This window comes from Paracoccus simplex, from assembly GCF_042648325.1.
Taxonomy (GTDB): domain Bacteria; phylum Pseudomonadota; class Alphaproteobacteria; order Rhodobacterales; family Rhodobacteraceae; genus Paracoccus; species Paracoccus simplex.
Genome location: NZ_JBHRXE010000006.1, coordinates 83,427 through 97,281, shown reverse-complemented (window position 1 = coordinate 97,281; position 13,855 = coordinate 83,427). Strand labels below are relative to the sequence as shown.

At 69.0% G+C, this 13,855-nt stretch carries 17 protein-coding genes; 14 read left to right on the top strand and 3 right to left on the bottom strand.

The genetic code is table 11. The features are described 5' to 3' along the window. Nucleotides 1-31: 31 nt before the first annotated feature. Complete coding sequence (locus ACFOMP_RS02535; protein WP_379027766.1) at nucleotides 32-1,009, bottom strand: TonB-dependent receptor plug domain-containing protein; 978 nt, start codon at nucleotides 1,007-1,009, stop codon at nucleotides 32-34. A gap of 194 nt (nucleotides 1,010-1,203) precedes the next feature. Here ACFOMP_RS02535 and ACFOMP_RS02530 point away from each other — a divergent pair, with 194 nt between their 5' ends. The 7 genes from ACFOMP_RS02530 to ACFOMP_RS02500 all read left to right on the top strand — a co-directional run bounded on the left by ACFOMP_RS02530 (nucleotide 1,204) and on the right by ACFOMP_RS02500 (nucleotide 7,685). Then, nucleotides 1,204-1,716, top strand: a complete 513-nt coding sequence (locus tag ACFOMP_RS02530) for a DUF2478 domain-containing protein (protein WP_379027765.1) — start codon at nucleotides 1,204-1,206, stop codon at nucleotides 1,714-1,716. A 29-nt stretch (nucleotides 1,717-1,745) separates the two neighbouring features. Next, nucleotides 1,746-1,955 carry a TOBE domain-containing protein gene (locus ACFOMP_RS02525; RefSeq protein ID WP_019352118.1) on the top strand — a complete coding sequence of 70 codons (210 nt, stop codon included), beginning with the start codon at nucleotides 1,746-1,748 and terminating at the stop codon, nucleotides 1,953-1,955. Then, the gene (locus ACFOMP_RS02520; protein WP_379027764.1) at nucleotides 1,952-2,410 is read left to right on the top strand and encodes an SAM-dependent methyltransferase; all 459 of its coding nucleotides are present in this window, start codon (nucleotides 1,952-1,954) and stop codon (nucleotides 2,408-2,410) included. The genes ACFOMP_RS02525 and ACFOMP_RS02520 overlap by 4 nt, the downstream gene beginning before the upstream one ends. Beyond that, a complete protein-coding gene (locus ACFOMP_RS02515) occupies nucleotides 2,407-3,438 on the top strand; it encodes an iron ABC transporter substrate-binding protein (RefSeq protein ID WP_379027763.1) in 1,032 nt (343 codons plus the stop codon). The genes ACFOMP_RS02520 and ACFOMP_RS02515 overlap by 4 nt, the downstream gene beginning before the upstream one ends. After that, entirely contained in the window at nucleotides 3,431-4,423 is a 993-nt protein-coding gene (locus tag ACFOMP_RS02510) for a FecCD family ABC transporter permease (RefSeq protein WP_379027762.1), read from the top strand. Before ACFOMP_RS02515 ends, ACFOMP_RS02510 begins: the two co-directional genes overlap by 8 nt. Beyond that, a complete protein-coding gene (locus ACFOMP_RS02505) occupies nucleotides 4,420-5,184 on the top strand; it encodes an ABC transporter ATP-binding protein (protein WP_379027761.1) in 765 nt (254 codons plus the stop codon). Before ACFOMP_RS02510 ends, ACFOMP_RS02505 begins: the two co-directional genes overlap by 4 nt. 542 nt (nucleotides 5,185-5,726) lie before the next feature. Then, the gene (locus ACFOMP_RS02500; RefSeq protein WP_379027760.1) at nucleotides 5,727-7,685 is read left to right on the top strand and encodes a methylmalonyl-CoA mutase family protein; all 1,959 of its coding nucleotides are present in this window, start codon (nucleotides 5,727-5,729) and stop codon (nucleotides 7,683-7,685) included. A 94-nt stretch (nucleotides 7,686-7,779) separates the two neighbouring features. Here ACFOMP_RS02500 and ACFOMP_RS02495 read toward each other — a convergent pair whose 3' ends face one another. Both ACFOMP_RS02495 and ACFOMP_RS02490 read right to left on the bottom strand, forming a co-directional pair. Further along, complete coding sequence (locus ACFOMP_RS02495; RefSeq protein WP_379027759.1) at nucleotides 7,780-8,688, bottom strand: DMT family transporter; 909 nt, start codon at nucleotides 8,686-8,688, stop codon at nucleotides 7,780-7,782. Then, nucleotides 8,688-9,257 (bottom strand): peroxidase-related enzyme, encoded by a 570-nt coding sequence (locus ACFOMP_RS02490; protein ID WP_379027758.1) that lies wholly within the window; start codon nucleotides 9,255-9,257, stop codon nucleotides 8,688-8,690. Before ACFOMP_RS02490 ends, ACFOMP_RS02495 begins: the two co-directional genes overlap by 1 nt. Nucleotides 9,258-9,527: 270 nt before the next feature. Between ACFOMP_RS02490 and ffh the strand changes: the two genes are divergently transcribed. The 7 genes from ffh to trmD all read left to right on the top strand — a co-directional run. After that, nucleotides 9,528-11,024, top strand: a complete 1,497-nt coding sequence (gene ffh / locus ACFOMP_RS02485; protein ID WP_379027757.1) for a signal recognition particle protein — start codon at nucleotides 9,528-9,530, stop codon at nucleotides 11,022-11,024. After that, nucleotides 11,025-11,555: a GNAT family N-acetyltransferase gene (locus ACFOMP_RS02480; protein WP_289893393.1), complete on the top strand. Its 531-nt coding sequence runs from the start codon at nucleotides 11,025-11,027 to the stop codon at nucleotides 11,553-11,555. Between the two features lie 88 nt (nucleotides 11,556-11,643). Then, a complete protein-coding gene (locus ACFOMP_RS02475; protein WP_019353403.1) occupies nucleotides 11,644-11,940 on the top strand; it encodes a chorismate mutase in 297 nt (98 codons plus the stop codon). 51 nt (nucleotides 11,941-11,991) lie between these two features. Beyond that, nucleotides 11,992-12,366 (top strand): 30S ribosomal protein S16, encoded by a 375-nt coding sequence (gene rpsP / locus ACFOMP_RS02470; protein ID WP_289893394.1) that lies wholly within the window; start codon nucleotides 11,992-11,994, stop codon nucleotides 12,364-12,366. A gap of 6 nt (nucleotides 12,367-12,372) precedes the next feature. Continuing rightward, complete coding sequence (gene rimM / locus ACFOMP_RS02465) at nucleotides 12,373-12,876, top strand: ribosome maturation factor RimM (RefSeq protein WP_289893395.1); 504 nt, start codon at nucleotides 12,373-12,375, stop codon at nucleotides 12,874-12,876. Beyond that, complete coding sequence (locus ACFOMP_RS02460) at nucleotides 12,873-13,208, top strand: hypothetical protein (protein WP_379027756.1); 336 nt, start codon at nucleotides 12,873-12,875, stop codon at nucleotides 13,206-13,208. Before rimM ends, ACFOMP_RS02460 begins: the two co-directional genes overlap by 4 nt. Continuing rightward, nucleotides 13,205-13,855 (top strand): tRNA (guanosine(37)-N1)-methyltransferase TrmD (gene trmD, locus ACFOMP_RS02455; RefSeq protein ID WP_379027755.1); only part of this gene is annotated, 651 nt, incomplete at its 3' end. The genes ACFOMP_RS02460 and trmD, both read left to right, overlap by 4 nt.

The window sequence follows — 13,855 nt, the reverse complement described above, 5'->3', positions numbered from 1 at the left end:
ATTAGTTCCCGATTTGCAAGGTTATTGGGGACTATGTTCCTATCCGCTGCCGGGCTGACTTCAAGGAGCCCAGCTGCCGGACGGCCCGCTGCACGTCTTCGGGCTTGTGCATGACGCGCTGCCAGCTTTGGCCTTCGCCGGGCTCATCGGTCACCCCGCGGATCGGCTGGTCGACGTTGTAGGGCGCGTTCTTCTGCCCGGTCTGGCGGGTATAGCTCAGCACATATTCGTCGGTCGCGTTCGGCGTCCAGCCGGCCTTGAGGTTCAGCCGCGAATCCTCGCTGTCGGAATAGTCGCGCAGGCCGGCACCCTGCTGCGGGCGGGGCTGAAAATCGCGCGACAGGTAGAAGCCGTCGCTGTCGCGCTTCAGATAGCTGCCTTGCAGCCAGAACTGTTCCTGTTTCGTGCCCAGCGACACATAGCCGCTGCGGCCCGAGATGTTGCCGCGATTGCCGGCCTCGACGCCCAGCCGGGCCTCGCCCTCGAAGGGCTGCGTGGGCTGGCGCGTCACCAGGTTGATGGCGCCGCCCATGCCGCCGGGGCCGTTCAGCACCGAGACATAGCCCTTTTGCACCTGGATCTCGGCCAGGTCGGGGGTCAGGAAGCGGCCATAATCCAGGCGGTTGTCGGCCGGCAGATAGACCCGGATGCCGTCGATCGACAGCGGCGCCTGGAAGCGGTCGAAGCCGCGCACGAAGACCAGCCGCTCGTTGCGGCTGCCGCCGGTATTGCCGATCTCGACCCCCGGCACCACGGCCAGCGCATCATCCAGCGTCAGGCGGTTCTGCCGCGCGATCTCCTCCGAGGAAACGGTGGTCGCCGTGCCGCCCTGCGCCTCGGCCTTGCCGGTGATGACCACCGTGCCCAGCGTGAAGACCGGGCTGGCCGGGTCGGCGTCTTCGGCCATGCCCGTGCCGGGCTCTTGCGCCATGCCCGTGCCGGGCGCTTGCGCCATGCCGGCGCCGGGCATCAGCCCGGCCAAGGCCAGGGCGAACAGGCCCCTCGTCAAATTACACTCCATCGCTCCCTCTCGCGAATCGTTATGTTTCATAAAACATAACGTAGCCGACCGGGATGACCATAGGCCGAACGGCGTCGCAGCCTCCGGGCGTGTCCGCCGCGCCACGTAGCGCTTGTCAGCACCATCCGTTATGTTTCATCATCTATAACGACGCGGGAATCAGCGCCGAAAGGGGGACCACCATGGACATCCGCTATGTCTGCTCGGACGAGGAATTCGGCACCGACAGCGCGCTGAGCGCCGCGGCCGGGCGCGCGACGGCGCTGGGCATCGCGCTGGCCGGCACCGTGCAGCCGGTCGACCCGGACATGCCGCGCGGCCATTGCGACATCGTGCTGGCGCTTTTGCCCGATGGCGAGCGGCGCGGCATCAGCGCCGACCTGCCGCCCGAGATGCCCGGCTGCCGGCTGGACCCCGAGGCGTTGGAGGCGGCGGTCGCCGTCGTCGAAAGCCGCCTGCCCGGCGCGCAGGCGCTGGTGGTGAACAAGTTCGGCAAGCAGGAGGCGGCGGGCCGCGGCCTTGTCCATGCCATCGGCGAGGCCTGCGCACGGGGCCTGCCGGTGCTGGTCGGCGTGGCGCCGCAATGGCGCGAGGCCTTCCTGGCCTTTACCGAGGGCAGGGCCCAGCCGCTGCCGGCAGAGGAAGATGCGATTGTCGCATGGCTGCGGCAGGCCTGCCTTGCTAAGGTCGGCTGATTTTCAACCCTACGGTAAAGGAACACCCCATGAAGCTCAGCGCAAGAAACGTCCTGCCCGGCACCGTGACCGAGATCGTGACCGGCGCCGTGACCAGCCATGTCCGCATCGACTTGGGCGGCAGCACCGTCACCGCCTCGATCACCAATGATGCGGTCAAGGAACTGGGGCTCAAGGTCGGCAGCCGCGCTTCGGCCGTCATCAAGGCCTCGGACGTGATGGTCGGCGTCGCGGAATGACACGATCCGCGGATGCGCTGAGGCCACATGAACGGGCCGTGACCACGCCGACGGGTTTCGACGCCGGACTTTGGTTCATCGGCCGCATCCGCACCCCCTGGCACCGGCGCAGTGATTGCCCGCATCGCGGCGATGCCGAGACCGGCCCCGATTGCCATATCGAAGTCTTCGGCCCCTGGGACGCGGCGCTGGCCGGGGTCGGGGCGCATGAGAATCTGCAGATCCTGTACTGGATGGATCATGCCCGGCGCGACCTGGTGCTGCAGAACCCGAAATTCGGCGACAGCGCCACCGGAACCTTTGCCCTGCGTTCGCCGGTGCGGCCCAATCCGGTCGCCTCCTCGGTCGTGCGGCTGCTGGCGGTCGACGGGCCGGTGCTGACCGTGCGCGGGCTGGATTGTCTGGACGGCACGCCGCTTATCGACATCAAGGCCGCATTCGGAGCCATGACATGATTCATCTGACCCGCCGGCATCTTGCCGGCCTGCTGCTGGCGCTGGTCGCCGCCGGCCCGGCGCTGGCGCGGGATGGCAGGGCATTCACCGACGCCACCGGGCGCGCGGTGCAGATCCCCGGCCATGCCCAGCGGGTCTTTGCCGCCGGCCCGCCGGCGGCGGTGCTGCTTTACGCGCTGAAGCCGCAGGCGATGGTCGGCTGGGTGCGGCCGCTGAAACCGCAAGACCGGCCTTTCCTGCGTGCCGGGCTTGCGGAACTGCCGGTGCTGGGCCGCCTGACCGGCAGGGGCGACACGCTGAATCTCGAGGTGCTGCTGTCGGCCAAACCCGAGCTGATCGTGGATTACGGCAGCGTCAACGCCACCTTTGCCGATCTGGCCCGGCGGGTGCAGGATCAGGCCGGCGTGCCCTATGTGCTGGTCGATGGCAGCTTTGCCGCCATGCCGCAGGCGGTCCGGCAGATGGCCGAGGCGCTGGGCGTGCCGGAACGCGGCGAGACGCTGGCGGGCTATGCCGAAACGACACTGGCCGATCTGGACGCCATGCTGGCCGATATTCCCGAAGCGGCCCGGCCCGGCGTCTATCTGGCCCGCGGCCCCGAGGGGACCGAGACCGCCGGCCGCGCCTCGATCAATGCCGAGATCATCGCCCGCGTGGGGGCGCGGAACGTGGTCGATGCGGCGGGGGACGGGCTGGCCAATGTCTCGCCCGAGCAGGTGCAGGCCTGGGCACCCGATGTCATCATCACCGTGGACCCGGATTTCGCCGCCAAGGTCGGCAGCATGCCGGAATGGCAGGGCATCCCGGCGGTCGCCAATCGCCAGGTCTATCTGGCGCCTTCGGCACCTTTCGGCTTCATCGACGCCCCGCCTTCGGTCAATCGGCTGGCCGGGGTGATCTGGCTGTCGCACAAGCTTTACCCGCAGGCGGCCAAGGGCGACCTGCACCGGCAGATCGCGGATTTCCACGAGTTGTTCTATGGTCCACGTCCGGACGACGCCACCGTCTCGGCCCTGCTGGGTGAGTGATCGCCGCCTGTCCCTGCTGCTGCTGCCGGGGGTGGTCGCGGCGCTGCTGCTGGCGGTGGCGACCGGTCCCTATGGCCTGTCGCCCGGCCAGATCGTCGCGATCCTGCTGGGTGAGCGCAGCGATCCGCAGGCGGTTACGGTGCTGCTCAACATCCGTCTGCCGCGCGTGCTGGCCGCCGCGCTGCTGGGCGCGGTGCTGGCCTCGGCCGGGGCGGCCTATCAGACGGTGTTCCGCAACCCGCTGGTGTCGCCCGATATCCTGGGCGTCTCGGCCGGGGCGGGCTTTGGCGCGGTGCTGGGCATCCTGCTGGGACTGCCGGTCATCGCCATTCAACTGCTGGGCTTCGGCACCGGCCTGCTGACCGTGGCGCTGGTGCTGGGCCTGAGCCTTGCCCTGCGCGGCACCGGGCAGGTGCTGGTCATGGTGCTGTGCGGCATCGCCATCGGCGCGCTGGCCGGGGCAGGCATCTCACTGGTCAAGCTGCTGGCCGATCCCGAAGAGCAATTGCCGGCGATCACCTTCTGGCTGATGGGCAGCCTTGCGGGGATCAAGCGTGTCGATGTCGTTCTGGCGCTGCCGGCGGTGCTGGTCGGGCTTGCGCCGCTGCTGGCGCTGCGCTGGCGCATCGGCATCCTCGCCATGGGCGAGGACGAGGCGCTGGCCATGGGCGTCGATGCAAGGCCGCTGCGGCTGATGGTGGTCGCCTGCGCCACGCTGATGACCGCGGCCGCCGTCTCTATGGCGGGGGTGATCGGCTGGATCGGGCTGATGGTGCCGCATATGGCGCGGCTGCTGACCGGGCCGCGCTTCGACCGGCTGCTGCCGGCCTCGATGCTGATCGGCGCGGGCTTCATGGTGCTGGTCGACACCGCCGCCCGCAGCATCGCCAGCATCGAAGTGCCGCTGGGCATCCTGACGGCCGTGCTGGGCGCGCCGGTCTTCGTCGGCCTGTTGATGCGCGGTTCGCGGGGATGGAGCGAATGACCTCGCTTCTGACCGCCCGCGACCTGGCTGTCGGCCATGGCGGCAAGGCGCTGATCCGTGGCCTGGATTTCCGGCTGCCGGCGGGCCAGGTGCTTTGCGTGCTGGGTCCGAACGGCGCCGGCAAGACCACGCTGTTCCGCACGCTGCTGGGGCTGATCCCGCCGGTCGCCGGCGAGGTGACGCTGGACGGCGCGCCGCTTGCGCGGCTGTCCCGGCCCCAGATCGCGGCACGGCTGGCGCATGTGCCGCAGGCGCTGGCCAGTCCCTTCGCCTTCACGGCGCTGGACATCGTGCTGATGGGGGCGGCGGCGCGGCTGGGGCCCTTCGCGCGCCCCGGCCGGCCCGAGACCGCCCGCGCGATGGCCGCGCTCGACCGCCTCGGCATCGCCGATCTCGCCCCGGCCGAGATCGCCCGGCTTTCCGGCGGCCAGCGCCAGCTGGTGCTGATCGCCCGGGCGCTGGCGCAGGATGCGGCGGCGCTGGTGATGGACGAGCCGACGGCAAGCCTCGATTTCGCCAACCGCCGCCAGGTTGCGCAGGCGATCCGGCAGCTTGCCGAGGCGGGGCGGAGCATTATCCTGTCCAGTCACGACCCCGACCATGCCGCGGCCGTCGCGGATCAGGTTCTGCTGGTCGGCCGCGAGGGCGCGCTGGCCTGCGGCGCGGTGATCGACACGATGACGGAAGCCAACCTGTCGCGGCTCTACGGAATCAGCATCCGTGGCCAGCTTTCCGCTTCCGGCCGGCTTCATTTCTACTGATCGTGCTCGCCGTCAGCCGCGGGCCGCATCCCGGCCGATGCATGCCGCTCACACCGCGGCGCCCTGCGCCGACGGCGATGGTCCCGACCGCCATGGCGCGACGCCCCTTGGGCCGCGGGCGGTGTCCGCCGCGCAGGATCGGGGCTGCAAGGCCCGACCTCTCCACCCTCGGCGGACACCGCCCGTCCAGCATCGCCACGGTATCGCCAAGCCATTGACTTGCGGACGCATGGGACATGCACCGGCCATGTCGGAGAGCTTCTTCCAAGGCCGGGGCCCGCAACCGGCAGGCGCGGTCGCCGCCGAACCGCAGGCGGAGAGCGCCGGGATCGGGCCGCGAGCCTTGCCGATGATCGCCCGAGGAAGGGGAAGCCGGACCGGGATCGCAACCCATCCTCCGGGCGCATGTCGGGGGCCGGACCGCAACGGTCCGCCATCCGCATCCCGCATCGCATCGCCTCTCTGCATCGCAGCGAATTGACGGCGCAGCATTGTTACGCTATCGCTGGCACCGTCGTAATAATCTTGCGAGGATCGACTCCGTGGCCGAGAAAGACAAACCCTGGCTCTTCCGCACCTATGCCGGCCATTCGACCGCCGAGAAATCCAACGCGCTTTATCGGGGCAACCTCGCCAAGGGGCAGACCGGCCTCTCGGTGGCCTTCGACCTGCCGACCCAGACCGGCTATGACAGCGATCACGTTCTGGCCCGGGGCGAGGTCGGCAAGGTCGGCGTGCCGATCAGCCACCTGGGCGACATGCGGGCGCTGTTCGACCAGATCCCGCTCGAGCAGATGAACACCTCGATGACCATCAACGCGACGGCGCCCTGGCTCCTGTCGCTTTACATCGCTGTGGCCGAGGAGCAGGGCGCCGACATCACCAGGCTGCAGGGCACGGTGCAGAACGACATCATCAAGGAATACCTGTCGCGCGGCACCTATATCTGCCCGCCGAAACCCTCGCTGAAGATGATCACCGACGTCGCGGCCTATACGGCAAAGAACCTGCCGAAATGGAACCCGATGAACGTCTGTTCCTATCACCTGCAAGAGGCCGGCGCCACGCCCGAGCAGGAGCTGGCCTATGCGCTGGCGACCGGCATCGCCGTGCTCGACGACCTCAGGGGCAAGGTCGAGGCCAGGGATTTTCCAGCCATGGTCGGCCGGATTTCCTTCTTCGTGAACGCCGGCATCCGCTTCGTGACCGAGCTGTGCAAGATGCGCGCCTTCACCGAGCTTTGGGACGAGATCTGCCGCGAACGCTACGGCATCGAGGAGGAGAAATACCGCCGCTTCCGCTACGGCGTGCAGGTGAACAGCCTCGGCCTGACCGAGCAGCAGCCGGAAAACAACGTCTACCGCATCCTGCTCGAGATGCTGGCGGTGACGCTGTCGAAGAATGCCCGCGCCCGCGCGGTCCAGCTTCCGGCCTGGAACGAGGCGCTGGGCCTGCCGCGTCCCTGGGACCAGCAATGGTCGCTGCGCATGCAGCAGATCGTCGCCTATGAGACCGACCTCCTGGAATACGGCGACCTGTTCGACGGCAATCCGGCCATCGCCGCCAAGGTCGAGGAACTCAAGGCCGGCGCCCGCGCCGAACTGGCGACGCTGGACGAGATGGGCGGCGCCATTGCCGCCATCGAATACATGAAGTCGCGGCTGGTCGAATCCAATGCCGAACGGCTGAATCGCATCGAGGCGAACGAGACGGTCGTGGTCGGCGTGAACCGCTGGCAGCAGGGCGAGCCCTCGCCGCTGACCGCCGGCGACGGCGGCATCATGGTGGTCGATCCGGCGGTCGAGCAGGACCAGATCGCCCGGCTGGAGGCCTGGCGGCAGGCGCGCGACGAGGCGGCCGTCCAGGCCGCCCTCACCGCGCTGCGCGATGCCGCGCAGAGCGGCCGGAACGTGATGCCGTTCTCCATCGCCGCCGCCAAGGCGGGGGCGACCACCGGCGAATGGGCGGCGGTGATGCGCCAGGTGCATGGCGAATATCGCGGCCCGACCGGCGTCTCGGCCAGCCCGTCCAACCGCACCGAGGGGCTGGAGCCGATCCGCGAGGCGGTGGACGCCGTCAGCCGGCGCCTGGGCCGGCGGCTGAAATTCCTGGTCGGCAAGCCCGGCCTCGACGGCCATTCCAACGGCGCCGAGCAGATCGCCTTCCGCGCCCGCGACTGCGGCATGGACATCACCTATGAGGGCATCCGCCTGACCCCCGAGCAGATCGTCGCCCGCGCCGCCGAGGACAATGCCCATGTCGTCGGCCTGTCGATCCTGTCGGGCAGCCACCTGCCGCTGATCGAGGAGCTGATGGAGCGCATGCGCGCCGCCGGCCTGACGCATGTCCCGGTGGTGGTCGGCGGCATCATCCCCGACGAGGACGCGGCCCGGCTGCTGAAGATGGGCGTGGCGCGGGTCTATACGCCCAAGGATTTCGAGCTCAACCGGATCATGATGGACATCGTGGCCCTGGTCGAGCCCGAGGAAGCCGCCGCCTGAGCCGGTGGCCCGGCCGCAGGGGCATTGAGCACCGAAGAAGCGGCCGCGCCGCCGGTTTCTTCGCTGTCCAAATGCCCGAAACGCGGCCGCGCCGTCAGTCCTTCAGCAGCAGAATCAGCGCGGCGACGGTCGCCAGCACCCCGGGCAGCACCGCCAGCGGCGGCAGGCCCCGGGTCAGGACGGCTTCCAGCAGGATGACCCAGGCCGGGGTCAGATAGGTATAGGCCATCACCTTGGACGAGGGCAGGCGCATGGTGGCGAATTGCACCAGCGCCGTGGTCAGCGCGCTGGCGAAGATCGCCACGTAAAACAGCGTCACCCAGACGATGGCCGGCAGATGCGCCCAATCCGTCTGCAGGATCGCCCGCCCGCCCCAGACCAGCAGGATCAGCCCGCCGGCGCAGAGCGTGGCGAGGGTCGAGGCGATCGGCGTCTCGCCCCGGTTCAGCCGCCGCACCATCGGCGTATAGAGCGCATGCGCCGCGCAGCCGACCAGGTAGATCGCCTCGCCGCGGCCGAATTCCAGCCGCAGCAGCGCCGCCGCGTCGCCGCCGAAGATCACCCAAAGCGAGCCCGCCGCCCCCAGCGCCAGCGCCAGGGCGATGCGCCCGGTCATGCGCTGCCGCATCAAGAGCCAGCCGAAGCCCGCCGCCATCAGCGGCGTCAGCGTGAACACCGCCGCGGCCGAGACCGGCAGCGCGGTCTTCAGCCCCTCGAACATCAGCACGAAATAGGCGGCGAAAAGCCCGCCCAGCAGCAGGTAGCGCCAGGGGGCGCGAAAGGCCGCGCGCGGGATGCCGGGCCCGGCCAGCGCGACGCCGCCGACCACGCCCGCGGCGATGGCGAAGCGCGCCGCCGAGATCGCCGCCGGGTCGATCAGGTTCGCCGCCCGCGCCCCGAGCGAGAAGGAGCCGGCGATCGCGGCCGAGAACAGCAGCATCGCCGCATGGCCCTGCAGCGTCTCGCGCCGCATCTGCGGCACCGCGGCCGAAAGCTCGGCCATCAGCCGCGCCCGAGCATGTAGAACTCGTCATTCGGCCGGATGTCGCCGGCATTCACCAGCCGGTTCGACATGCCGAAAAAGGCGGCGATGGCGCCGATGTCCCAGATCTCGTCCCGGGTGAAGCCGGCCTCGACCAGGGCGGCATGGTCGCCGGCCTCGATGTCCTGCGCCCGCAGCGCCACCTTCTCGGCATAGGCCAGCATGGCGCGTTCGCGGGGCGTCAGGTCCGCCTTGCGCCAGTTCACCGCCACCTGGTCGGCGATCAGCGCGTTCTTGGCCCGGATGCGCAGGATGGCGCCATGCGCCACCACGCAATATTGGCACTGGTTCAGCCCCGAGGTGGCGACCACGATCAGCTCGCGCTCGGCCTTGCTCAGGCCCGACTCGCGTTCCATCAGCGCGTCGTGATAGGCGAAGAAGGCGCGGAATTCGTCCGGGCGATGCGCCAGGGCCAGGAAGACGTTCGGCACGAAGCCGGATTTCTCGGCCACCTTGCGGATGCGGGCGGCGATATCCTCGGGCATCTCGTCCAGCGAGGGCACGGGGAAGCGGCTGATGGGATGGGTCATGGTGCGGTCCTCCGGGGGCCGAGGTTTTCACCAAAGCCGGCGCAGGGTCAACGGGGCAGGGTCGACGGGGCAGGTTGAGGGGGCAGGGTCATGCGGCCCGCGCTTGACTTCGCGGGCCATTGCGCCTATCCACGCCGGGATTCCCCGGAAGGTCTGGCCTTCCGGTCCCCGCATGCCGGGGATCGCCCCCCGTCAGCGCGTTGCGCCCACGGGGGCGTCACTGTTTATTCGCGCCCCTTGCGGGCAACGGCAACCATTGGAGGGCCGCCGATGTTTGAAAACCTGTCCGACCGCCTTGGCGGCGTCTTCGACCGGCTGACCAAGCAGGGTGCCCTGTCCGAGGAGGATGTCGCCGCCGCCATGCGCGAGGTGCGCGTCGCGCTGCTGGAGGCCGACGTCTCGCTGCCGGTCGCGCGCAGCTTCGTGAAATCCGTCACCGCCAAGGCCACCGGCAGCGCCGTCACCAAGTCGATCACCCCCGGCCAGCAAGTGGTCAAGATCGTCCATGACGAGCTGATCAAGGTGCTGCAGGGCGAGGGCGAGCCCGACGCGCTGCGCATCGACAACCCGCCGGCGCCGATCCTGATGGTCGGCCTGCAGGGCTCGGGCAAGACCACCACCACGGCCAAGCTGGCCAAGCGCCTCAAGGACCGCGAGAAGAAGCGGGTGCTGCTGGCCTCGCTGGACACCAACCGCCCCGCCGCCATGGAGCAGCTGGCGATCCTGGGCCAGCAGATCGGCGTCGATACCCTGCCGATCGTCCCGGGCGAGAACGCGGTGCAGATCGCGAAACGCGCCAAGCAGCAGGCGACGCTGGGCGGCTATGACGTCTACATGCTCGACACCGCCGGCCGGCTGCATATCGACGAAGTGCTGATGGACGAGGTGCAGGCGGTCCGCGACGTGGCCAACCCGCGCGAGACGCTGCTGGTCGTCGACGGGCTGACCGGCCAGGACGCGGTGAACGTCGCCACCGAATTCGACGGCAAGGTCGGCATCTCGGGCGTGGTGCTGACCCGGATGGACGGCGACGGCCGCGGCGGTGCGGCGCTGTCGATGCGCGCCGTGACCGGCAAGCCGATCCGCTTCGTCGGCCTTGGCGAAAAGATGGACGCGCTGGAAGCCTTCGACGCGCAGCGCGTCGCCGGCCGCATCCTCGGCATGGGCGACATCGTCGCGCTGGTCGAGAAGGCGCAGGAGGTGCTGGAGGTCGAGCAGGCCGAGCGCATGATGAAGCGCTTCCAGAAGGGTCTGTTCAACATGAACGACCTGAAAGGCCAGCTCGAACAGATGATGAAGATGGGGGGCATGCAGTCCATCATGGGCATGATGCCCGGCATGGGCAAGATGGCCAAGCAGGCCGAGGCCGCCGGCTTCGACGACAAGGCGATCAAGCGCCAGATCGCACTGATCAACTCGATGACCAAGAAGGAACGCGCCAACCCGGACCTGCTGCAGGCCAGCCGCAAGAAGCGCATCGCCGCCGGTGCCGGCATGGAAGTGTCGGAACTGAACAAGCTGCTGAAGATGCAGAAGCAGATGGCCGACACGATGAAGAAGCTCGGCAAGATGGGCAAGGGCGGGATGCTGAAACAGGCCATGCGCGCCATGACCGGCAAGGGCGGCGGGCTGCCCGACATGGCCAATGTCGATCCCGAGAAGATGGCCGAGGCGACGAAGATGCTGCAGGATCCCAAGGGGTTGGGCGGCGATCTGGGCAAGCTGAACCTGCCCGGCGGGCTCTCGGGGCTGTTTGGGAAGAAATAAGTGGTCACGCTCTCCGACACGCCCGTGCTGACGACCGAACGCCTGGTCCTGCGTGCCCCGCAGGCCGGCGACTGGCCGGTCTGGCGTGACTTTGCGGCAAGCGAACGCTCGGCCTGGGTCGGCGGGCCGCTGCTGGCGCCGGGCCTCGCTTGGCGCGCCTTCGGCCATATCGTCGGCCATTGGGTGCTGCGCGGCTACGGGCTGTTCACCGTGACCGACCGCGCAAGCGGCGCCGCGCTGGGCGGGGTCGGGCCCTGGTTTCCCGACGGCTGGCCCGAGCCCGAGATCGGCTGGACGCTGTGGGATGCCGGTGCCGAGGGCAGGGGCATCGCGCATGAGGCGGCGCTGGCCGCCCGCGACTTCGCGGCGCGCCGGCTCGGCTGGACGACCGCCGTCAGCTATATCCTGCCCGCCAACGACCGCTCGGCCGCGCTGGCCCGGCGGCTGGGCGCGCAGCGCGATACCGCGGCCGCGCATCCCGGCACCGAACCCTGCGCCGTCTGGCGCCACCCGGCGGAGGCCTTCGCATGAGCGACGGGCGCTGCATCCGCGGTGTACGCCCGGTGTACGGGCGGTGGACAGCCGCCCTGAACGAAATCAACGTCTTGGAGATTTCCGCGTGACCAATGACGCCGCCCGCGCCGCCGCTCTGTTGAAAGAGCATCGCGCCAGCATCGACCGTCTGGACGCGATCCTGGTCTATACGCTGGCCGAGCGCTTCAAGCACACCCAGAACGTCGGCCGCCTCAAGGCCGAACACGACCTTCCTCCGTCCGATCCCGCCCGCGAGGCAAGCCAGATCGAGCGGCTGGAACGCCTCGCGCGCGAGGCCGATCTCGACCCGGAATTCGCGCGCAAATTCCTGAATTTCGTGATCGCCGAAGTGATCCGGCATCACGAACGGTACCACGTCTAGGATGCGTTGCCGCGCATCCGCCAAACCCGCCATTCCAAAGGAGAAATCGCAATGGCAATGAAAATCCGCCTGGCCCGTGGTGGCTCGAAGAAACGCCCCCATTACGCCATCGTCGCCTCGGACTCGCGCATGCCGCGCGACGGCCGCTTCCTCGAGAAGCTGGGTGTCTACAACCCGCTGCTGCCCAAGGATTCGGAAGAGCGCATCAAGATGGATCTGGAGCGCGTCCAGTACTGGCTGGGCCAGGGCGCGCAGCCGACCGACCGCGTCGCCCGCTTCCTGGAAGCCGCCGGCGTGAAAGAGAAAGCCGAGCGCAAGAACCTGAAAAAGGGCGAGCCGGGCAAGGCCGCGAAAGAGCGGGCCGAGAAGCGCGCCGCCCGCGAGGCCGCCGCCAACGCCCCGGCCGAAGAAGCCGCTTCGGAATAATCCGGCATGGCCGAGCGGATCTGTGTCGGCGCGATCGCGGGCGCCTTCGGCGTCCGGGGCGAGGTGAGGCTCAAGAGCTTCACCTCGGAACCTTCTGATATTGCTGCCTATGGTCCGCTCTGGTCCGAGGATGGAAAGCGCTTCTTCACGGTCCGGCTGAGCCGGCCGGTGACCGGGGGACTCGGGGCCCGGCTCTCGGGCGTCGAGACGCGCGAACAGGCCGAGGCGCTGAAGGGCGTGACGCTTTGGGCCGACCGCGACCGGCTGCCGGCGCTGCCGGATGACGAATTCTATCACACCGACCTGATCGGGCTTTCCGTCTACGACACCGGCGGCAAGCTGATCGGCAAGGTCCGGGCCATCTACGACCATGGCGCGGGCGACATTCTCGAGATCTTCGGAACGGGCCGCCAGACAGTGTTGCTGCCCTTCACCCGCGCCTTCGTGCCGACGGTGGACATTGCTGCCGGGCGCATCATCGCCGACCCGCCGGAAGAGGAACAGGAATGACGCGCATTGCATTGTTCTCCATCGGTTTTCTTCTCATGCTCGCCGGCCCGCTGATGCAGGGTCTCTCGGGCAGCGAGAACCCGAACGCCTATGTCTTCGCGCCGGTCATGCTGGCCGGGATCATTCCGCTGCTGGCCGGGCAGGCGCTGTCGCCCAGCCCGCGGCTGATGGCGCAGGCCATCCTGATCTGCGGCGCGCTCTGCATGGGCGCCTGGTATCTGGGCACGCTGTTCGCGCCGATGACGCTGCCGCCCGCCGCGCCGGTCGGCACCGCCATCCTGGGGGCGCTGCTGGTGGTGGCCGGCAATTTCCTGCTGCGCCGCGACGCATGAGCACGCCGCCGAAATCCCACGCGGCGAAATCCCATGGCCGGCTTACCATCAGCGCCAGCCTGCAGCCGCGGGACCTGATGGCCGAGCCTCGGGTCAAAGGCGCGTGGACAGCGCAGGTCGTCACCCTGTTTCCCGAGGCTTTCCCGGGGGTTCTGGGGCTTTCCTTGACCGGGCGGGCGCTGGCCGAAGGGCTGTGGAACCTGCGCAGCATCGACCTGCGGCCCTTCGGCATCGGCCGGCACCGCAATGTCGACGACACGCCGGCGGGCGGCGGCGCCGGCATGGTGATCCGCCCCGACGTGATGGACGCGGCGCTGCGCGAGGCGGGCGGCGACCTGCCGGCCATCTACCTGTCGCCGCGCGGCAAGCCCTTCACCCAGGCCCGGGCGCGGCAACTGGCCAACGGTCCCGGCATGACGCTGATCTGCGGCCGGTTCGAGGGCGTGGACCAGCGCGTGCTGGACGCCCATGGCGTCGAGGAGATCAGCATCGGCGATTACGTCCTGACCGGCGGCGAACTGGCCGCTCAGGTCTTGATCGACGCGACGGTTCGCCTTATACCGCGCGTGCTGGGGAATCAGGAATCTCTGGCCGAGGAATCCTTTTCCCCGGACCAGGGCGGCCTGCTGGAACATCCGCAGTACACG